Origin of the sequence: Hoylesella shahii, from assembly GCF_937990675.1 — a bacterium.
In the GTDB taxonomy this organism is placed as follows: Bacteria; Bacteroidota; Bacteroidia; order Bacteroidales; family Bacteroidaceae; genus Prevotella; species Prevotella shahii.
In genome coordinates this window covers 1-20314 of record NZ_CALKQY010000043.1, presented here as the reverse complement: position 1 = coordinate 20314, position 20314 = coordinate 1, and the positions used below count along the sequence as shown (strand labels likewise).

The following is a 20314-nucleotide window of genomic DNA, read 5'->3' as shown; positions in this document are numbered from 1 at the left end:
AAATGGTGCTAAACGCAGTGCAAAATGCTGCTAAATGCAAGACGAAAAGCATAAAAATACACTGAAATGGTATAAACAAAACCTTCTCGAACCATTAAAACATGGTTCGAAAGTGGCAAAATAGCCGCTAAAAAGTGGGTTTTTAGGGGCAAAAAGCAGGTTTTTGGAGTTGAAAAAATACGAGTTGGCAACCAAACTAGAAAGGTAAAATGGTGCAAAATGCAGGTTCTAGGCTTTAAAATTGATAAACACCAAGGCGTGAGAAGGTAGAAATAGTGGAAATTTACCTACTTTTTGGCCTATATTCTCGCTAGAACGGAACGAAAATTGGAGCAGTATTGTAAAATAAAAGATAAGGATTTAAGTTTTTGGGTTGGTGAGTTTTTGAGTTGATGAATTGGTGAGTTGATGAGTCTTGGAGTTTTTAAGTTGGTGAGTTTTTGAGTTGATGATTTTCAATTTGTACGTTGTTACATTTGGGAATTGTTGGTTTGTTCATTGTCTACAAACTCAAACAAATTATGAACTCACAAACTCACAAACTCACAAACTCATAAACTCATAAACTCATAAACTCATAAACTCACAAACTCACAAACTCATAAACTCATAAACTCACAAACTCATAAGCCCCAAAAGTACGAACGCCCTCATGTCGCTGTAAGCGATGTGAGGGCGTGTTTATATTTCTATGTTATGTGCTGCTTAGAAGGGAAGGTCGTCTGAAGTGTCTTCCTTAGGAGCTTCGTTAGCAGGGGGGAAGTTAGAAGGAGCAGCAGTTGCAGGCTGTTGAGGCGGGAAACCAGCAGGTGCAGCTTGTGGTGCTGCAGCGGCAGCCCCGAATTGTGCAGGGTCTACTTGGCGCACATCGTATGCGCGAATGCTGTTAAACCAACGTCCTTGATACTCGTGTGCATCGATGTCGAACGAAACCATTACCTCTTGTCCCACTTGAATATTGAAGCGTGCAATTCTATCGGCACCAAATACCGAGAAAACCATCTTGTGTGGATAAGCCTCGTGAGTTTCAATAACGTATTCTTGCACCTTCCATTCACCCTTGGCAGATACACCAGTCTTCTCGGGAAGTGCAGCAATGACTTTACCTTGTATGTCCATTGTGTTGTGTCCTTATATATTTAATGTGATAATGAATATTTGTTGTTTTGTCGAATAATGTGGGCTTAGTCCCTATTCTCTGGTCGAGGGTGTGCAGTTAAATAGCTGTGCGCATCGCCCTTTTGTAGTGCGAAGATAGTAATTTAGTTCTGAAATCTAAACTTTTCAATCTTTTTTTTTGCTAATAGACGCGATTTTAGTATTTTTGTGCTTATAAAACCCACGTTGCACAAGCCAACAATACGTTGTCTTGTGCAATCAAACGTAACCATGCAATAAATTAAATAAAGATAAATACTGATGAAATTTTCAATCTCAAGTACAGCATTAAGCAGCAAATTGCAAAACTTGGCCAAGGTGTTGAGTGCTAAACCATCTATTCCCATTCTCAATAATATTCTCTTCGAGATAGTAGATGGCGTACTAACCTTAACAGCTAGCGACAGCGAAACTACGATGAAGGCCACTATGCAGCTTGACGAAAGCGACAGCAACGGGCGCTTTACCATGCCTAGTAGAACCATTCTTGATGCAACGCGCGAACTGCCCGATCAGCCTTTGCACTTCGATATCAACCTGGAAACGTTGGCCGTGCAGATTACTTACCAGAATGGCGTGTATAATTTCACTGCACAAACGGCAGAAGAATATCCTCGTAACAAGGAACTAGCAGCCGATGCGGCTAGCATACAGATGGAATCGGTGGTGCTACTCAATGGTATTGTGCGTTCGCTTTTTGCTACTGCACAAGACGAATTACGACCCATCATGAATGGAATCTACTTTGATTTGAAGGATGATGGATTGGCTATCGTTGCCACCGATGGGCATAAGCTTGTGAGAACCAAGAATATGGCCTTACGCTCTGATGTAAAACGCTCGTTTGTGCTAGGTAAGAAACCGGCTTCGCTGTTAAGAAACATCTTGCTAAAAGATAGCTCGCCGGTAGAAGTGAAGTTCGATGATCGTAATGCCGAGGTGCATTTCCCAAATGGAATGCTATCTTGTCGTCTGCTAGAGGGTAACTATCCCAATTATGCTTCGGTTATACCGCAAGACAATCCTAACCAAATAACCGTCGACCGCAAAGGTCTCGTGAGTGTGTTGCGTCGTGTCTTGCCTTTCGCAAGTGAGAGCAGTCAGCTTATTCGCCTACATGTAGAAATGGGAATGGTGGAGTTATCGTCAGAAGATATCGACTTCGCTACAAGCGCAAAAGAGAGCATGGTGTGCGATTACGTAGGCATACCCATGAACATCGGCTTTAAAGGTAGCGTGATTAGTGAAGTGTTGAACAACTTAGACTGCGACGATGTCGTGGTTCAATTGGCCGATCCTAGTAAGGCTGCATTGGTTGTGCCAGCTGTTCAGCCCGAAAACGAAGAGGTGTTGATGCTCATGATGCCCATGATGCTTAACGACAATTGATGGCTTTTGCCCATCGTAAAAATGGTGTTTAGGGCAGTTGGCATGCGCTTAACGGTCCTAAACACCACTTTAGACAAACTTACCCAGCAACAGTGTAAATGAAACTGAACTTAACCCGTCCGCTGATTGTCTTCGACTTGGAGACAACTGGCCTCGACTTGGTCAACGACCGCATCATACAGATATCGTATATCAAGATTTATCCGGATGGAAAAGAAGAGCGCGAAAACCTCTTTGTTTATCCAGAAAAGCCCATTCCTGATGAAGTGAGCGAGCTAACGGGAATTACAACCGACTTGGTGGAAGACGCACCAACGTTTGGAGAGTTGGCGCCACGACTTAACGAAGTGTTTAAAGGCTGTGATTTTGCCGGTTTTAACTCCAATCATTTCGACATTCCGATGTTGGCTGAGGAGTTTTTACGTGCCGAGATAGATTTCGACTTCTCATCGGTGAGACTCATCGACGCACAAACCATCTTTCATAAGATGGAAAAACGCAACCTTGCTGCAGCCTATAAGTTCTACTGCGGAAGAAAGATGGAAGACGATTTTGCAGCACATAGGGCCGACCAAGACGCGGAAGCCACTTACAGAGTGCTGTTGGGAGAACTTGAAACCTACTCGGAAGCCAACCAAGAAGAACCCGAACGCGTGCTGCCAAACGATATGGACTACCTAGCAGAGTTCTCAAAGAACAACGACAATGTTGACTTTGCTGGCAGAATAGTGTGGCGACCAGTGCTAGATAGCAAGGGAAACGAAATGTTGGACGCCAAAGGAAAGGTGATTAAAAAAGAATACTTCAACTTTGGAAAGTATAAAGGCTGTGCCGTTGACGATGTTCTGCAACGCGATCCTGGTTATTATAGTTGGATGATACAGGCCGATTTTACTAATAACACTAAGCAAGTGCTTACCCGTATTAGGTTGAAAGGATTTGGCGGACGCTGATGTCGGCTTTTTTCATAGCTTGAACAAAACATGTTGAAAGGAAAGAAAATCGTATTGGGCATCACTGGCAGTATTGCTGCCTATAAAGCCTGTCTTATTGTGCGCCTGCTGATGAAGCAGGGGGCCGAGGTTCAGGTGGTGATAACCGATGCTGGCAAACAGTTTATTACGCCTGTAACGCTCTCTGCATTGACTGGTAAGCCAGTGGTAAGCGAGTTTTTTACGGCCAACGATGGCACATGGCATTCCCATGTCGACCTTGGATTATGGGCCGATGCCATGCTTATTGCGCCCTGCACTGCTAGTTCGCTGGGTAAGATGGTTCACGGCATTGCTGATAACATGCTTATCACCACTTATCTCTCGATGAAAGCACCTGTGTTTGTGGCGCCTGCCATGGATTTGGATATGTATGCTCACCCTTCAACGCAAGGCAATATCGAGCGTCTTAAGCAAGTGGGTAATATCATTATCGAACCGCAAGCTGGCTTTTTGGCCAGTGGGTTGGAAGGAAAAGGACGTATGGAAGAGCCCGAAAACATCGTGGCCACGCTTGAAAAGTATTTTGAAGACGAGGATAACGGCCGTACCTGTACAGCCCAAGGGCAGCTGGCTGGCAAGAAAGTGCTGATTACGGCCGGTCCAACTTACGAGAAGATAGACCCCGTTCGCTTTATCGGCAACTACTCTTCGGGAAAGATGGGCTTTGCCTTAGCCGAAGAATGTAGCCGAAGAGGTGCCGACGTGGTACTTGTTGCTGGGCCTGTAAGCTTGCAATGTTCTGCTGCCATTAGGCGCATCGACGTTGAAAGTGCCGACGAAATGCATGCTGCGTGCATTAAAGCGTTTGCACAATCCGATGCTGCTATATTGTGTGCAGCTGTTGCCGACTTCAAGCCTTCTGATGTTGTAGCGCAGAAAATAAAGCGCGAGGGTAACAAACTTACACTCGAACTTACTTCCACGCCAGACATCGCTGCTGCTTTGGGGCGTGAAAAACAGTCTAATCAGGTGCTTGTTGGCTTTGCTTTGGAAACCGATAACGAGGAAACCAATGCTCTAAAGAAACTGAAAAGCAAGAACCTCGATTTTATTGTGCTGAACTCTTTGCGCAACGAGGGTACTTGTTTTGGCACGGATAACAATAAGGTTGATATTATTTCTGATTCCGAGAATAGGCAATTCGACTTTAAATCTAAGCCCGAAGTGGCCAAAGATATTGTTGATTATTTGTGCGAAAGAATGAAATGTGGAGAGTAATGTCTCACCCACAGCCTCTCCAAGGGTAGAGGGGAGTGGTATGCCTTGTGTATTTGCCATTCTGTCACCAAGTGTTTGGCTTAGTTTCTAAAGGTGAATGGGTGAAAGGGTGAAAAGATTAAAGGGTAAAAAGGTGAAATAAATGGCTAACGCTTCCTTTACATCTGAATTAGCTCCTTAGTTTCTTAACTCTTTTATTTCTTAACTCCTCACCCCTTAACTCCTTCTAACTATGATAAGTTGTATTTATAAATGAAGATAAAGATTGCATTTTTGTTGAGCTTACTGATGGTTTGCCGTGGCGCGTTCGCACAAGAGTTGCGAGCGAAAGTCACTGTGAATGCCAGTCAGGTGCAAACTACCGAAACTGCAGTGTTCGACAATTTGCAGCAAGCTATCGAACAATTTGTGAACACCAGACAATGGACTCATCTGCAATTCAGAGAAAACGAACGCATTGTTTGCAATTTTAATATCACCGTACAACAATACGACCGCGAGTCTAATCACTTCTCTTGTAAGGCTCTCATTCAGGCCAATCGACCCGTGTATAATGCCAGTTACTCGTCGGTTTTATACAACAACACCGATAACGATTTTAATTTCGACTACTCACAGTTCGACCAGTTGGAGCTTAACGAAGACAATCTCTCCAACCAACTCACGGCGTTGCTGGCCTATTACGCATATCTCATCATTGGTTTAAACCTCGACAGCTTTTCTCCAATGGGTGGCGAAGATGTACTTCAGCACTGTATGACGCTCGTAAACAATGCTCAAAATCTACCATTTACTGGTTGGAAATCGTTTGAGAACGACCGCAATCGATTTGCTATTATCAACGATTATCTGGATGGAGGCATGCAACCGTTTCGACAATTGCAATACGACTATTACCGAAAAGGATTAGACGAAATGGTGAACAATGCCGAAAGAGGACGGGTAAACATCACCACAGCACTCGAAGAAGGACTCAAACGCAGCAAGGAAAACAAACCCTTGAGTATGTTGCCACAAATTTGGACCGACTATAAGCGCGACGAACTGGTGCAGATTTACCAAGGGAAAGGCACACAAAAAGAGAAACAAACCGTCTACGACCTGCTGTTTAAAATCAATGCAAGCCAAAATAACGCTTGGGAAAAAATAAAACAATGACATGCTAACACAACTTTATATAAAGAATTTCGCACTTATCGACGAGCTAGACATGGATTTTCGCTCGGGATTTTCGGTTATAACTGGCGAAACTGGAGCAGGAAAGAGCATCATACTTGGTGCTCTTGGATTGGTTATGGGGCAACGAGCCGATGTGAAAAGCATTAAGCATGGTGCCGAAAAGTGCACTGTTGAGGCCCATTTCGATATCGCGCCCTATGCGTTGGAGTCGTTTTTTGATAACAACGACCTGGATTATGATGCCAAAGATTGCATCATACGTCGAGAAATTAGCGCTTCGGGCAAGAGTAGGGCGTTCATTAACGATGCTCCTGCTCCTCTATCACTGGTCAAAGAGCTGGGCGAACGCCTCATTGATATCCATAGCCAGCACCAAAATTTGTTGTTGAATAAAGAGGATTTTCAACTTAATGTAATTGATTTAATAGCTCAAAACGCCACTCAAATAGCTGAATATTCCGAAGCTTACAACCAATATAAAGAGGCTGAGAAAGCACTAAAACAGCTAGAAGAACTCATTAAAGACAATAAGGAACGCGAAGACTACCTGCGTTTTCAACATGCCGAACTGGAGGAAGCTAAGCTAGAAGACGGTCAGCAGGAAGCTTTAGAACAAGAGTCGGAGATGATGTCGCATGCTGAAGATATTAAAGCAGCCCTTTATCAGGCTGTTGAAGGCATCGATGGAGATAGCAATGGCATGCTTGGAAACTTGCATAGCTATGTGGGACGTCTGCACGACATCGAAGATATTTATCCCCATGTAAAAGAGTTGGCCGAAAGATTGGACAATTGTTACATCGAACTCAAGGATATTGCCCAAGACTTAAGTTCTCAGGTGGAGGATGTTGACTTCGACCCTCAACGTCTTGACGAGATTACACAAAGGCTCAACACCATCTATTCTTTAGAAAAAAAATATCGGCTTGATAGCGTTGCTCAACTTATAGCATTGCACAACGATATTAAACAGCAACTACAACACATCGACAATGGAGAGGCCGATGTGGAAGAATGTCGTAAAAAGATGGAACAATGGTTGATAGTGTGTCAAGATAAGGCTGCTAAACTTACGACTGTTCGACAAAAAAGTGCACAACAGATTGAACAACAACTTAAGGCAATGCTCATGGAATTGGGTATCCCCAAGGTGCAATTCCAAATTGCATTGACACCAAAAGAACTCTCGCCCAATGGTTGCGACAAGGTTTCTTTCTTGTTTAGTGCCAACACCAATACAGCCCTGCAGCCAGTTAGTCAGGTGGCTTCGGGTGGTGAAATTGCTCGCGTTATGCTTTCGTTAAAGGCAATGATAAGCAATGCTGTTAAACTTCCCACCATCATCTTCGATGAAATAGACACAGGTGTGAGCGGTAGAGTGGCCGAAAAAATGGCGAACATCATGGCTGATATGGGTAAAACCGACCGCCAAGTGATTGCCATCACCCACCTACCACAGATTGCGGCTCTGGGTTCAACTCATTATATGGTGTCGAAAGAAGAAACCGAACAGGGCACAGTAAGCCACATGAGCCTACTTCAACCAAACGAACGTATTAACGAAATAGCCAAAATGCTGAGCGGAAGCGACGTCTCGGCTGCCGCTATAGATAACGCCAAGACCCTTCTTGGCATTCAATGAATATAACAGAATCAGTAAATATGAAATCTTTTTGCTTATCTCTGCTCTTCACATGTTTCGCCCTCGGTGCGCTAGCACAATCGGCCAATGTGCAGAAAGTGTCTAAATCGGTGTTCAGTCTCACCACATTTAAGAAAGATGGTAGTCTGCTTGCCTCGGGTAGGGGCGTGTTTGTGGGCACCAATGGCGAAGCAGTTAGCACCTGGGCTCCCTTTATTGGTGCCGATAGTGCTATTGTTATAGATGCCAATGGCAATAAACACACCGTGGATGTTATATATGGCGCAAGCGAGGTCTACGACCTTTGTAAGTTTAAGGTGAATGCCATTACTACGCCTTCGCCGGCTGCCAAGACGCAAAACGCTGTTGGGGCACGTGCCTGGCTGGTGCAATATTCCACAGGAAGAGCACAAACAAGTTCGCTCAAGGTGACAAAAGCCGAAACCTTTATGACTAACTTTCAGTTTTATCAGTATGATGGGCAAACCGATAATATACATGTTGGATGCCCTGTTACCAACGATAAAGGAGAGGTTATGGGCTTGTTGCAACACTCTAAGGTGACTGGCGAGTTTAGCTCTGTTGATGTTCGATTTGCAGAAACATTCAAAACCTCTGGCCTCTCTGTAAACGAACCCATCCTAAAACAAACCACAATACGCATGGCCTTGCCCGATAAACAAGACCAAGCATTGCTTATGTTGATGCTCGAAGCTGGCCAAACCTCGGCATCACGCTATCAACGATATGTGGAAGACTTCATCCAAAAGTTTCCTAAAGCTGTTGAAGGTTATGTCTCGTTGGCCGAATTCTACCTCGGAAAGAACGATGTTGCCAAGGCCAATGCCACTATGCAGACGGCTTTGAGTATGGTGGAAAAGAAGGATGAGGCTCATTATAACTTGGCTAAGCTTATCTATCAGAAGGAGGTGAAGTTGCCAAACGTTTCTTATCCTCAATGGAATGTTGACTTGGCATTGGCCGAAGTCAATAAGGCTTACAGCATTAACCCCCTACCTTTGTACAAACATTTGGAGGCACAGATTATTTATTTCAAGGGTGATTATGCTAAAGCGTACGACCAGTTCATGACTTTGACCAAAACCAGTCTTCGTAATGGCGAATTGTTCTACGAGGCTGCACAATGCAAGCAACAGCTTAAAGCTCCCTTTGATGAAATTCTAACTTTGCTCGATAGTGCAGTGACTGCGCAAGATGCACGGTTGTCTGCACCTTATGTGCTGGCTAGGGGTACAGCTTTGCATGGCGCGAAGCAATATCGCAAGGCCATTGTAGACTATAACCGCTACGACAGTTTGTTGCAAGGACGTGCCTCGCACGACTTCTATTATACGCGTGCACTGTGCGAAGTAGAGTTGCGCCAATTCCAACAGGCACTCAACGATTATGCGCATGCCATTGTTCTTAATCGCACCGAGCCTACTTATTATGCCGAAATGGCACAGTTGCAGTTGCGTGTTAATCAAAAAGAAGATGCCGTTTTAACGGCCGATTTGGGTTTGCGTGTCGCTCCAAACTATTCCGACCTTTACCTCATTAAAGGTCTTGCCTTGATAAACGATAATAAGAAGGCCGATGGTATGGCCGCATTGAATAAGGCTAAAGAGTTGGGCGATGCCCGAGCCGACGAGCTGATAAAGAAATATAAGTAGACTAAAGGCGTGGGGTGGGCGCTAGGTTGCATCTCGTGGTATGCATACTGCAACTTCCCTCTTGCTTCTGTCACAGCAACGGCAGCCCATCCCATCACATTTAGTACTTCACACACAACCCTCGCACTGCCTTTGTTGCAGTTTGTTATTGCATAATGGAACAACAATATCCCTCCGTGCTCTTAGAAAAAGCCGTATCTGAATTTAGCCGTTTGCCTGGTATCGGTCGCAAAACGGCTCTCAGGTTGGTGCTGCATCTGCTTAAAACGCGCGTAGAAGACGTTGAGTCTTTTTCTTCGTCTATCCTTAAAATGCGAACAGAGATTAAGTACTGTCAACGCTGTCACAACATCAGCGACACCGAAACCTGTGACATTTGTGCCAATCCGCGACGCGACGCCTCCACCATTTGTGTGGTAGAGAATATTCAAGACGTGATGGCTATTGAAAATACACAGCAGTTTAACGGACTTTATCATGTTCTGGGCGGGGTTATATCGCCCATGGATGGCGTTGGACCTAACGACATTGAAATCAATTCGCTGGTAGAAAGAGTTGCTAATGGTGGTGTCAACGAGGTGATTTTGGCCCTGAGTAGCACCATGGAGGGCGACACCACCAATTATTATATATCCCGCAAGATTGCACCCTACAAAGTGAAAACAAGTGTTATTGCTCGCGGTATCTCTGTTGGTGACGAAATAGAATATACCGATGAGGTGACGCTTGGCCGTTCTATCCTCAACCGAACATCAATAGGAGAAACATAAAATGAAGACCCAACAATTCCTTAATGTACTTTTTTATGGCAGTATAATATTGGCACTGACCTTTGTTTTATTGTTCGAAACAGACATCCTTATTGGCGGATGGTTGGCCGATAATCGCTCGGCCGACTTCCTTTGCGCTGTTTTTCTCGAACTATTGTCTATTTGCGCCATTCCCGTTGCATTTCGTTTGGTACGTCCTGGAAAATCCAATCTCTCTCGAATAAGCTATGAGCGTCGTGCTATTCTTCGTCTTTTGATGTTGAGTTTGCCCATGGTGGTCAACACTTTTGCGTATTATTCCTTCATGGGTGTGCACTATGGCTACATGGCCATCATTCTTTTTATATGCTTGTTCTTCGTGATGCCAACTAAATCACGTTTCGAACGCGAACAAGCTGATTTGCAAAACACCGATAACACCACCGCGAATGACTAAACTTACGGTGATTATTGTTAACTATAATGTGAAGTTTTATGTAGAGCAATGCTTGCTTTCACTTCGCAAAGCCTTGGCCCATATAGACGCCCAGGTGTATGTTGTTGACAATCATTCGCACGATGGGTCGGTGGAATATCTGCAAGAGCGTTTCCCCGAGGTAAACATTATTGCCTGTATGCACAATAATGGTTTTGCTTATGCCAATAATTTGGCCATCAAGCAGAGCCAAAGTCAGTATGTGTTATTGCTTAATCCAGACACATTCGTGGCCGAAAACGCCATTCAAAAGATGCTCGATTTTATGGATGAACATCCTTTGGCGGGTGGTGCTGGTGTGCAAATGCTGGGTGCCGACGGCCAAAAGGCGATGGAGTCGCGACGTGGCTTGCCCTCGCCTATGGTGTCTTTTTATAAGATGAGCGGACTCTGTGCTCGTTTCCCACAGAGTAAGCGCTTTGGTAAGTACTATCTTTCTTATTTGCCTTGGGACGCTCCAGCGCGTATTGAGGTGATAAGTGGGGCGTGTATGATGATAAGGCGTGAAGTGCTTGATAAGATAGGACTGCTTGACGAAGATTATTTCATGTATGGCGAAGATATTGATTTGTCTTGTAGAATACTCAAAGCAGGCTACGAAAACTGGTATTTGCCGTGCCAAATACTTCATTATAAAGGCGAAAGCACGCACAAATCTTCTTTTCGTTATGTACATGTGTTCTATCAGGCCATGCTCATTTTCTTTCGCAAACATTATCGCCACACGCGTTTTTGGGTGTCTCTTCCTATCAAGGCGGCCATCTATTTCAAGGCGTGTGCGGCTTTGCTAAGCATCCAAACTCGTGCCTTGCAACGTGCCTTGGCTTTGCGACCACGCAGAAGACCACAACCTGTATATCGTTTTTTCGGCTCTGAGTGTGCCTGTTTGGCCATCGAAAAATTGGCCCGCCATAAGGGTTTGGATGTTCAGTGCACTGTGGCCAACGAGCAAACGCTACCATTGGGACATGCCACTGAACACAACGTCTTTACCCAACCCTCTGTAATGGTTTACGATAGCAGCTCTTATAGTTATCAAACCATTCTTCATATCATGTCTATCAATCCGCAAAGGCATGTTAGTCTAGGGCTTTTTAACCCCGATACGCAGTTGCTCATCACCACTAACGATATCATTAAATGAATCATCCCCATGTAATTTTGCGTGCAATGGAGCCTGAAGACCTTGATACGCTTTATAAAATTGAGAACAATCAAGAACTTTGGGCTGTTAGTGCCACAAATGTTCCGTACTCGCGTTTTGCTCTCCACGAATATGTAGAGACCAATACCAACGATATTTATACCGATAAGCAGGTGCGGTTGATGATTGATAACGATGCGGGCGAGACTGTTGGCATCATTGATTTGATGAATTTTTCACCTCAACATAGTAGGGCCGAGGTTGGTATTGTTATTATGAAACCTCACCGACAAAAAGGATATGCCACGGCAGCCATGGAAAAACTTGTGGCATATGCTCGTCAAACACTTCATCTTCACCAACTTTTCTTGGTGACCGAATGCGATAACGAGAGCTGTTTACTCCTCTTTGAAAAACTGGGATTTGAAAAAACTGCTCTGCTTAAGCAGTGGCTACAACAGAAAGAGGGTGTGTATAAGGATGCTTGTTTGATGCAGTTGTTCTTATAGTAGCTTACGTGTTTTAATTGCAATAACAGCTTACTAATCTCTCTATAACGCATTATTTGTGAGTGAAAACCCACTTGTACGCCCACTACAAGCCTTTTGTAGTGGATGTACAAGAACCTTGTAGCGTGCCTACAAGCGTTTTGTAGTGACTGTACAAAGGGCTTTGTAGTGCAAGTACAAGCGTCTTGTATTGATGTTATAGCCAAAACACAGCATTGGATTTGCAAAGTAATGCAGCATCTCAAGCCAAGAATAATGTTCCTCTTTCTTTGTTTTAAGGGTTTGTTGACACCATGCCATGCAGGTTTTGCATTCTTTTAAAAGCAAATTTCTGTAACCAACACTGTTTCTACTAATTGTTCTCTCTTCTAAAACAGCCACGATTTAGGTCTATTATGTATATCTCTGCATCGGCAGCCTCTATGCTTTCAACATCGTAAGTAAGACAAACTGTCCATATTTTCCCTTTTCGTATATCGACATAATATAGTTTTTCGTAACAAGAAAGCGTGCCAGCATTGTTGTAGTATTCATAGCATAGCATAGAATCAGAGAGCACATTATTTGTCAACAGCAGGGCGTAGGTCTTGATATGTTCTTCTATGCTGTTTATTGTTTTGTATGATTTAAACTTTATTTTATGGCTTTCATCCAAGCAAAAAAACATAGAAGGAGTATTGGAATACAGTTGATAATAATTGATTTTCAACTTTTCTAGAATACATCCACTTGCATTTTCTGCGCATGTAGTATTTACTCTTTGGACGAAGTTGTGAGTCGACACCAAACTATCTCCTAACAATTGTGCGTTGGTTGGGTTTGTCTTGTTTAGCAGCGTCAACAGATACTTCGCTGTATTTGTGGGTGATTGCATCACATTAAAACAGTCTACCGACGTCCATTTCCCCTCTTTTAATTGAAAAGTGGTGTATTGTGCATCGGCGTTAGGTGTGAAATCGCCCTTGGAGTTGCTTTTTATCATGCTTTTGTTTAAGGCAATAGCGTAAATGTTATACTGCTTTATGGCAGTTTTTATGTGTAGTTCTATGTCTTTGGTGTATAGGTGTGGCCGTTCATTGTCTTTGCCTTTCCAAAATCCCGCCTTATTATATACATCCCAAAAACTTCTTTCCTTGGGACTGTCACCAAGAAAATAAACAGTGTATAAGCATGTTGACGTTTCTCCTGTGAAGTAGGGTAGCATTGTTTCTTCTCCGTCTGTTAGTGCAAACGAAGATGTTCTGTGCTTTCTTTCCAAAAAGTTGGTGGTAGCTGCGCGTAAACACCAAGCGTGGACAAACACACTGAATAGGAAAATGGCTAAAACGAAATGTCTTTTGTTTATTGTTATTGACATATGCTATGCTAGAAAGATGAAACAGTGTTTATGTTTATACTCTTGGTCGCTCATTGCTAGGCAATTGCAAATAATAGTTGTTTGTGTTGTTGCCTTTGCAAATATAATACTTTCTCTTAGAAAAAACGAAGAAAATGAAGCCATAAATTTGCTGCTATGGCGGTAACAATACAATCGCTGATGCTTTAAAAATTTAATGAAGTGCTAAAAAAATGCAGCAAACATTTTGTGGTTTCAATAATTATGTCTACCTTTGCACCGCAATTAAGAACAGAAGCTTTTAAAGGTGCGTTAGTTCAGTAGGTTAGAATGCCTGCCTGTCACGCAGGAGGTCACGAGTTCGAATCTCGTACGCACCGCAAAAGTAAAAGTTCGCACAAGGGAAGGTGCGTTAGTTCAGTAGGTTAGAATGCCTGCCTGTCACGCAGGAGGTCACGAGTTCGAATCTCGTACGCACCGCCTAATAAGAGGAACAAGAGCAATCTTGTTCCTTTTTTTATTGCTTAGCACGAAGTTGTGTCGTTCTACTATTTCTAAAATATAAGAAAAGCGGGGCGTCTGTGGCTTGTAGCCGGTGCAATCCCCACTTTTCTTTTTTGTATTTCTAGTTTTGTTTTGTGCCGTGGTATGGCATATAGGCTTGAATTTATAGTTTATCCAATGCTTGCTTGATGTCGTCAAGTATATCGTCTACATCTTCAATGCCCACAGACAGACGGATGAGGTCGGGTGTTACACCAGCTTCGCGCAGTTGTTCGTCGGTGAGTTGGCGGTGTGTATGACTGGCAGGGTGCAGCACACAAGTACGTGCATCGGCCACATGTGTAACGATAGCCACCATCTTTAGGGCGTCCATCCACTTCGCGGCTGTGGCTCTGTCGCCTTTCAGTCCAAACGAGAGCACGCCACACGAGCCGTTGGGCAGATATTTCTTGGCCTTTTCGTGGTTGGCATCATCGGGTAGTCCACAATAGTTTACCCAAGCCACTCGTGGGTCGTTGTGTAGAAACTCGGCCACCTTTTGCGCGTTTTGACAGTGTTGGCGCATGCGAAGGTGCAGCGTTTCTAGACCTACGTTGAGTAAGAAAGAGTTTTGAGGACCAGGAGTTGACCCCAAGTCGCGCATGAGTTGCACCACCATTTTTGTGATGTAGGCCATCTTTCCGAAAGTCTTTGTGTAGGTTAGGCCGTGGTACGACCTATCAGGTGTGCAGAGTCCTGCAAACTTTTTGGCGCTCTTTTCCCAATCAAAGTTTCCACTATCCACCACAACGCCGCCTACAGCGGTGGCATGCCCGTCCATATATTTCGTTGTAGAGTGCGTAACAATGTCGCATCCCCAGTCGAAGGGGTTGCAATTGATGGGTGTTGCAAAGGTGTTATCCATAATCAAAGGCACGCCATTGCGGTGAGCAATGTTTGCAAACTTCTCTATGTCGAGAACCGTTCCGCTGGGGTTAGAAATTGTTTCGCCAAACAAAAGCTTGGTGTTGGGGCGGAAAGCTGCTTGTATTTCCTCGTCCGAGGCGTCAGGATTAACAAATGTACAGTCGATACCCAGTTTCTTAAGCGTCACTGCAAAGAGGTTGAATGTGCCGCCATATATTTCGCTAGAGGTGACAAAGTGGTCGCCCGCTTCGCAAATATTAAACACAGCATAGAAGTTGGCAGCCTGTCCGCTTGATGTTAATACGGCAGCAATGCCCCCTTCAAGAGCAGCTATTTTTTTAGCAACAGCATCGTTGGTGGGGTTTTGTAGACGCGAGTAAAAGTAGCCTTCTTTTTTCAAATCGAAAAGCATGGCCATTTCTTCTGTATTTTCGTACTTAAACGTTGTGCTTTGAATGATGGGTAACACACGGGGCTCTCCGTTTTTAGGTTCCCATCCAGCTTGTACGCATAATGTTTGTTTCTTCATTTTTTATTATCCTTTAGTTGTTGGTGATGTCGTTTTATATATGCAAAGTAACTAAAAAAGCCTGAGATGCCCAAGGGTTAAGGCGATAGAATTATACATGAGGGAAGAAGAAGCGTTGGCTTTTTCGCCAATATGGATAAGCACACTTGTTCTTCTCGAAAAGTCTTATCTTGCAATTAATTACGTTAAAATAAGAAAATATTATCTCAAAAGTTTGGTTTTCTCAATAATAAGGTCTAAATTCGCAGAACTTAATTCGATTTTGAGATTGTCAAAATCACATTCCGAGGTTGGTAGCATCCTGCACCAACCTCTTTTTGTGTTTGCACTTTTCGTTGAGGCTATGCGTTTGGTGTGGTGAGTGAAGGGGGATAGTGTTTCTTGCTTCTGTGATGTGATGTTGATTGTGGCTTATTGGCAACAGTCTGTCGCCTAATTTCATGATGTTGATGCGATGTTGTTTCATTAAATGTCAGTGATTTACACCAAAATATTTGGTAAACACGGCGAAAGTTCATATCTTTGCAAGTAACTTTTAGCGTTAATAATTCAGTAACTAAAAAGAATAAGCCTATCGATTGACGTGTACTTCATATCAAAACGATTTAGAAAATGCTTAAGATTAGCGAAATGACCGACGAAGAACTGGCCATGGCTTACGTTAATGGAAATAACAAAGCATTCGACTTATTGCTTGAACGCAATCAGTCGAAGCTGTTTTCGTATATCCTATTCATAGTACACGATAAGGAAATGGCCGAAGACTTGTTTCAAGAAACATTCGTCAAAATCATCTCAAAACTTCACGAAGGTAAGTATTGTTCTAGCGGAAAGTTTGTTTCCTGGATGCTACGCATCGCGCATAACGCTGTGATGGATTGGTTTCGTAGGCAGAAAAACGAAAAGGCGATGGCTGTTTATGATGAGAACGACCTGTATAGCGACACGCCTTCTGCTGGCATTCTTGATATCAATATCGAAAATCATTTCGTGAAAGAGCAAGTGTTGAGCGATGTACAACGCATGATGAATCTTTTGCCAATAACGCAAAGGGAAGTGGTGTTTATGCGCTTTTATCAGGACTTGTCGTTTAAAGAGATTGCCGAACTTACCAATGTGAGCATCAACACGGCTCTTGGGCGTATGCGTTATGCCGTGATGAATATGCGTAGGATGGCCGCTGCCAATGGCGTGGCCTTGCAATTAGACTAGAATGTTGGCCTCTTGGGGTCTGCGTTCGGTGTGTTTTTGCGATGTTTACGGGGAGTTTTCTAGGTCGTTGTTCTTTATATATGTGGTGTGGATGAGCTCCTTCGACAGTGTTTTGCGCCAACAATTAGAATTAAGAACGATATAGTTGGTTTTACGATAAAGGCTTGGTTTCGAATTGTTCGAAACCAAGCCTTTATCAATTTCTTATTAAGTGTGTTCTTAATATTGTTTATTATCCTTGCCATAGTGCCACTTTTCCGCTTGCTAGCGAAGTTTTTACATCTATCAGTCGTTGGTTTGAACTGCCACGAAAGCGCAAACGTACATCGCGAAGCGAGCGAACAAATGGCCCGTCAACCAGAACATCTAGCTGTTCGAGCAGTGCTCTCCGTCCTTTATCTTTCAAAAGCGCTTCAAAGGTAAAGCCTGTATAGCACCAGATGTCTTTTTTTGTTTGTCGTTTAATTTCTTTTGCCAAGGCAGTAAAGGCCTCGGCCTGTAGCATAGGGTCGCCACCGCTAAAGGTGACATTGGCAAAGGGGTCGGCTTTTATCACCTGCATGATGTTGTCGATGTTCATTTCTTCGCCACCACCCCTGTTCCATGATTGTGGATTATGGCAACCTTCGCATGCGTGAGTGCATCCTGCGCAGTATATGCAGGTTCTAAAACCTGGTCCGTCTACGGTGGTATCTTCTATAATAGAGAGCACGCGCAATGTTTCTTTGTTGTGGGCCATAGTTGTTTTTGTGTTTTATTGCAGCCGCTTTGTCAAGGCATGGTAGGCTCTACGAGCAGTTTAGTGTTGTGAGGCTTACCGTTTGCCTTGACAAAAGCTGTTGCAGCATTGGTAAGGGCATGCATTATTCGGTCTCGTGTATCACTCTATCTTTTAGTTCGGCTAGCTTACCGCTGTTCCATCTGTCGGTTGTGCCCACCAGATAACCAGTTATTCGCTGCAGACGGTCGAGGTGTTTGCTTCCACATTGCGGGCAAACTTCAAGGTTTGCTTCAGCATTTTCAAATCCGCAGTCCATGCAACGGTTGCGGTTATGGTTCACACTTCCGTAGCCCATGTTATAATGGTCCATCATGTCTACAACGTTCATGATGGCTTGTGGGTTGTGTGTGGCGTCGCCATCCATTTCTACATAGAAGATGTGTCCGGCTCTTGTCATCTCATGATAAGGAGCTTCGATCTCTGCTTTGTGGCGAGCGCTGCATTTATAATATACGGGAACGTGGTTGGAATTGGTGTAATAATCGCGGTCGGTGATACCTTCAAGTACGCCAAACTTTTTACGGTCTGTCTTGGTGAACTTACCCGATAGTCCTTCGGCGGGAGTTGCTAGCAGACTAAAGTTGTGGTGATAGGTCTCTGAATATTCGTTGCAGCGGCATCGCATGTAGTCTACAATGCGCAAGCCCAGTTGTTGTGCCTCGTCGCTTTCGCCATGATGTGCGCCCACAAGGGCTTTAAGGCATTCGGCCAAACCGATGAAGCCAATACTTAATGTGCCTTGGTTGATAACCTTTTCTATGGTTTCGTTGGGCGAAAGACTTTCGGCTCCTGTCCAAAGACTACGCATTAGCAGTGGGAATTGCTTTGCCATGGCCGTTTTTTGAAACTCGTAGCGTTCGTTTAGTTGTCTTGCGGCCACGTCGAGCATGTTGTCTAGTTTAGCAAAGAACTTGTTGATACGTGTTTCTTTATCAGATATATTCATACATTCGATGGCAAGGCGCACGATATTGATGGTAGAGAACGAGAGATTGCCTCTTCCCACCGACGTTTTTATACCATATCGGTTCTCGAAAACACGTGTTCGGCATCCCATAGTGGCCACTTCGTGCATATAGCGCTTAGGGTCGTCGGCCTTCCAGGCTTCGTTTTGATTGAAAGTGGCATCTAAGTTTAGGAAGTTGGGGAAGAAACGGCGCGCTGTAACCTTGCATGCTAGACAATAAAGGTCGTGGTTGGGTTCGCCTGGCAGATAGTTAACGCCACGTTTTTTCTTCCAAATCTGAATGGGGAAGATAGCCGTTTCGCCATTACCCACACCGTTATAGGTGCTGTTAAGAAGCTCACGAATAACGCAACGACCTTCTGCCGAGGTGTCAGTGCCATAGTTAATAGACGAGAAAACCACTTGGTTTCCACCGCGCGAGTGTATGGTGTTCATGTTGTGAATGAAGGCTTCCATGGCTTGATGCACGCGAGCAACGGTTTTGTTCATTGCATGTTGCATCATGCGCGCTTCGCCTTCCAAACCATCGAGAGGTTTTTTGAGATAGTCGTTTACCTCCTTATTATATAGGTGTGTATAGCTTTCGCCCGTTAGTTCTTCAAGGGCTTTTAGCTCTTCAATAAAACTTAAACGAACGTAGGGAGCCAAATAGAAGTCGAATGCAGGGATAGCTTGTCCGCCATGCATCTCGTTTTGTGCAGTTTCTAGTGAGATGCAAGCCAGCACGCTGGCGGTCTCTATGCGTTTAGCTGCACGCGAAGAGCCATGTCCCGCCGAGAAACCGCGCTCTAAAATATGGTCAAGGGGATGTTGGCAGCAGGTAAGCGACTTAGTTGGATAATAGTCTTTATCGTGAATGTGCAGACAATTTTGGCGCACAGCCTCTCTGCTTTCCTCGCTTAAGAGGTAATCGTCAACGAAAGGTTTGGTTGTTTCGCTCGAAAACTTCATCATCATACCCGCAGGAGTGTCGGCGTTCATGTTGGCGTTTTCGCGTGTGATGTCGTTGTTTTTGACGTTGATAATTTCCAAAAACACGTCGCGCGTCTTGGCTTTACGTGCCACACTGCGCTGGTTGCGATACGAAATGTAAGCTCTAGCCACGTCTTTACGGCTACTTTTCATGAGTTCCATTTCCACTTGGTTCTGAATATCCTCAACCGTCATTTGCGGTTTGCCCGAAAAACCAACGCGATCTGCAATCTGCTGTACTAGTCTTTCGTCTTCACCTTTGTCGGTGTGGAGCATTGCCTTTCTTACGGCCGCCATTATCTTTTGTTCGTTAAAGCCAACGATGCGTCCGTCTCTCTTTACAACTGTCTGTATCATTCTCTGGGGGGGAGTTAGTTATTTTTGTTTGTGTCTGGTTCTAAAATGTCTACTTGGGGTTATTGGTTTTGCTTTTATGTATAGCTCTTCGGTGTCTTCTTGTAAAAAGTATCTTTTTGTTCACGCTTTTAAGTGCATAGTTTGCTATGCTTCTTCAAGGTTTCTATTGTTGATGCTTTTTATTGAACTTGAAGTCTCACCAAAGGTAGTATTTTTTGAGCCAGTAATTAGTCATTTGTTGATGATGCAAAGTTAACCTAAATATTCTATGGTTATACCTTTTGGATAACTTTTAACGTGTTAATATTTGTCAAAGTGCTGATTATTAAATAATTGAGTTTTTGTTTTGGAAATTTGTTTAATATAGATTAGGCTTTTAGTTGTCTAAAACAGATTATCTTATGTCTTTTTTAATTATTACTGTTCGCAAAACATAGAGGTCTCTATCCCAACTCATTGACGAATTGTCGTTTGGATGATTTTATGTTAGTGACATGCCCCTTATTCGTTTTCTGTCACCCCTAGCGGTGATTCAGCCACAGTTTCAAGCATCAATTTCATGTCCGCATCCGGCATATTGAAGAATTTGTTCATATTG

Annotated in this window: 16 protein-coding genes and 2 tRNA genes; 13 read left to right on the top strand and 5 right to left on the bottom strand. The window is 43.8% G+C overall.

Going from position 1 to position 20314, the window contains the following annotated elements:
* Positions 1 to 705: 705 nt before the first annotated feature.
* Positions 706 to 1119 (bottom strand): DUF3127 domain-containing protein, encoded by a 414-nt coding sequence (locus QME03_RS06670; RefSeq protein WP_025815488.1) that lies wholly within the window; start codon positions 1117 to 1119, stop codon positions 706 to 708.
* A 300-nt stretch (positions 1120 to 1419) separates the two neighbouring features.
* Here QME03_RS06670 and dnaN point away from each other — a divergent pair, with 300 nt between their 5' ends.
* From dnaN to QME03_RS06620, 10 genes are all read left to right on the top strand, one after another.
* Positions 1420 to 2547: a DNA polymerase III subunit beta gene (gene dnaN / locus QME03_RS06665; protein WP_025815489.1), complete on the top strand. Its 1128-nt coding sequence runs from the start codon at positions 1420 to 1422 to the stop codon at positions 2545 to 2547.
* 98 nt (positions 2548 to 2645) lie between these two features.
* A complete protein-coding gene (locus QME03_RS06660) occupies positions 2646 to 3500 on the top strand; it encodes a 3'-5' exonuclease (RefSeq protein ID WP_025815490.1) in 855 nt (284 codons plus the stop codon).
* 30 nt (positions 3501 to 3530) lie between these two features.
* The gene (gene coaBC / locus QME03_RS06655; RefSeq protein ID WP_281723854.1) at positions 3531 to 4760 is read left to right on the top strand and encodes a bifunctional phosphopantothenoylcysteine decarboxylase/phosphopantothenate--cysteine ligase CoaBC; all 1230 of its coding nucleotides are present in this window, start codon (positions 3531 to 3533) and stop codon (positions 4758 to 4760) included.
* Positions 4761 to 5012: 252 nt separating this feature from the next.
* Positions 5013 to 5918 (top strand): type IX secretion system protein PorD, encoded by a 906-nt coding sequence (gene porD, locus QME03_RS06650; RefSeq protein ID WP_110370089.1) that lies wholly within the window; start codon positions 5013 to 5015, stop codon positions 5916 to 5918.
* 1 nt (position 5919) lies between these two features.
* A complete protein-coding gene (gene recN, locus QME03_RS06645) occupies positions 5920 to 7581 on the top strand; it encodes a DNA repair protein RecN (RefSeq protein WP_281723853.1) in 1662 nt (553 codons plus the stop codon).
* A gap of 20 nt (positions 7582 to 7601) precedes the next feature.
* Positions 7602 to 9254 (top strand): trypsin-like peptidase domain-containing protein, encoded by a 1653-nt coding sequence (locus tag QME03_RS06640; protein ID WP_281723852.1) that lies wholly within the window; start codon positions 7602 to 7604, stop codon positions 9252 to 9254.
* A gap of 155 nt (positions 9255 to 9409) precedes the next feature.
* Positions 9410 to 10024, top strand: coding sequence for a recombination mediator RecR (recR, locus tag QME03_RS06635; protein ID WP_110370087.1), 615 nt, complete (start codon positions 9410 to 9412; stop codon positions 10022 to 10024).
* A 1-nt stretch (position 10025) separates the two neighbouring features.
* Positions 10026 to 10460, top strand: a complete 435-nt coding sequence (locus QME03_RS06630) for a hypothetical protein (RefSeq protein ID WP_281723851.1) — start codon at positions 10026 to 10028, stop codon at positions 10458 to 10460.
* Positions 10453 to 11643, top strand: a complete 1191-nt coding sequence (locus QME03_RS06625) for a glycosyltransferase family 2 protein (RefSeq protein WP_281723850.1) — start codon at positions 10453 to 10455, stop codon at positions 11641 to 11643. Before QME03_RS06630 ends, QME03_RS06625 begins: the two co-directional genes overlap by 8 nt.
* Positions 11640 to 12152 carry a GNAT family N-acetyltransferase gene (locus QME03_RS06620; protein WP_281723849.1) on the top strand — a complete coding sequence of 171 codons (513 nt, stop codon included), beginning with the start codon at positions 11640 to 11642 and terminating at the stop codon, positions 12150 to 12152. Before QME03_RS06625 ends, QME03_RS06620 begins: the two co-directional genes overlap by 4 nt.
* A 352-nt stretch (positions 12153 to 12504) precedes the next feature.
* Here QME03_RS06620 and QME03_RS06615 read toward each other — a convergent pair whose 3' ends face one another.
* Complete coding sequence (locus QME03_RS06615; protein ID WP_281723848.1) at positions 12505 to 13410, bottom strand: hypothetical protein; 906 nt, start codon at positions 13408 to 13410, stop codon at positions 12505 to 12507.
* A 384-nt stretch (positions 13411 to 13794) separates the two neighbouring features.
* On the opposite strand from QME03_RS06615, the gene QME03_RS06610 reads away from it, so the two are divergent.
* Positions 13795 to 13868 (top strand) — tRNA-Asp (locus QME03_RS06610).
* A 26-nt stretch (positions 13869 to 13894) separates the two neighbouring features.
* Positions 13895 to 13968, top strand: a tRNA-Asp gene (locus QME03_RS06605).
* A gap of 187 nt (positions 13969 to 14155) precedes the next feature.
* Here the strand turns inward: QME03_RS06605 and QME03_RS06600 are convergent.
* Entirely contained in the window at positions 14156 to 15427 is a 1272-nt protein-coding gene (locus QME03_RS06600) for an O-acetylhomoserine aminocarboxypropyltransferase/cysteine synthase family protein (protein WP_025815495.1), read from the bottom strand.
* A 612-nt stretch (positions 15428 to 16039) separates the two neighbouring features.
* Between QME03_RS06600 and QME03_RS06595 the strand changes: the two genes are divergently transcribed.
* Positions 16040 to 16639, top strand: coding sequence for an RNA polymerase sigma factor (locus tag QME03_RS06595; protein WP_025815497.1), 600 nt, complete (start codon positions 16040 to 16042; stop codon positions 16637 to 16639).
* 232 nt (positions 16640 to 16871) lie between these two features.
* Here the strand turns inward: QME03_RS06595 and nrdG are convergent, their stop codons facing one another.
* The gene (gene nrdG, locus QME03_RS06590) at positions 16872 to 17378 is read right to left on the bottom strand and encodes an anaerobic ribonucleoside-triphosphate reductase activating protein (protein ID WP_025815498.1); all 507 of its coding nucleotides are present in this window, start codon (positions 17376 to 17378) and stop codon (positions 16872 to 16874) included.
* A gap of 124 nt (positions 17379 to 17502) precedes the next feature.
* Positions 17503 to 19716 carry an anaerobic ribonucleoside triphosphate reductase gene (locus tag QME03_RS06585; RefSeq protein ID WP_025815499.1) on the bottom strand — a complete coding sequence of 738 codons (2214 nt, stop codon included), beginning with the start codon at positions 19714 to 19716 and terminating at the stop codon, positions 17503 to 17505.
* Positions 19717 to 20314 lie beyond the last annotated feature (598 nt).

Excerpts from the sequence above, each read along its gene's own strand:
- dnaN (WP_025815489.1), top strand. The coding sequence starts at position 1,420 with ATGAAATTTTCAATCTCAAGTACAGCATTAAGCAGCAAATTGCAAAAC.
- porD (WP_110370089.1), top strand. The coding sequence starts at position 5,013 with ATGAAGATAAAGATTGCATTTTTGTTGAGCTTACTGATGGTTTGCCGT.
- nrdG (WP_025815498.1), bottom strand. The coding sequence starts at position 17,378 with ATGGCCCACAACAAAGAAACATTGCGCGTGCTCTCTATTATAGAAGAT.
- QME03_RS06660 (WP_025815490.1), top strand. The coding sequence starts at position 2,646 with ATGAAACTGAACTTAACCCGTCCGCTGATTGTCTTCGACTTGGAGACA.
- QME03_RS06600 (WP_025815495.1), bottom strand. The coding sequence starts at position 15,427 with ATGAAGAAACAAACATTATGCGTACAAGCTGGATGGGAACCTAAAAAC.
- QME03_RS06620 (WP_281723849.1), top strand. The coding sequence starts at position 11,640 with ATGAATCATCCCCATGTAATTTTGCGTGCAATGGAGCCTGAAGACCTT.
- QME03_RS06670 (WP_025815488.1), bottom strand. The coding sequence starts at position 1,119 with ATGGACATACAAGGTAAAGTCATTGCTGCACTTCCCGAGAAGACTGGT.
- QME03_RS06625 (WP_281723850.1), top strand. The coding sequence starts at position 10,453 with ATGACTAAACTTACGGTGATTATTGTTAACTATAATGTGAAGTTTTAT.
- recR (WP_110370087.1), top strand. The coding sequence starts at position 9,410 with ATGGAACAACAATATCCCTCCGTGCTCTTAGAAAAAGCCGTATCTGAA.
- QME03_RS06640 (WP_281723852.1), top strand. The coding sequence starts at position 7,602 with ATGAAATCTTTTTGCTTATCTCTGCTCTTCACATGTTTCGCCCTCGGT.
- coaBC (WP_281723854.1), top strand. The coding sequence starts at position 3,531 with ATGTTGAAAGGAAAGAAAATCGTATTGGGCATCACTGGCAGTATTGCT.
- recN (WP_281723853.1), top strand. The coding sequence starts at position 5,920 with ATGCTAACACAACTTTATATAAAGAATTTCGCACTTATCGACGAGCTA.
- QME03_RS06585 (WP_025815499.1), bottom strand. The coding sequence starts at position 19,716 with ATGATACAGACAGTTGTAAAGAGAGACGGACGCATCGTTGGCTTTAAC.
- QME03_RS06630 (WP_281723851.1), top strand. The coding sequence starts at position 10,026 with ATGAAGACCCAACAATTCCTTAATGTACTTTTTTATGGCAGTATAATA.
- QME03_RS06595 (WP_025815497.1), top strand. The coding sequence starts at position 16,040 with ATGCTTAAGATTAGCGAAATGACCGACGAAGAACTGGCCATGGCTTAC.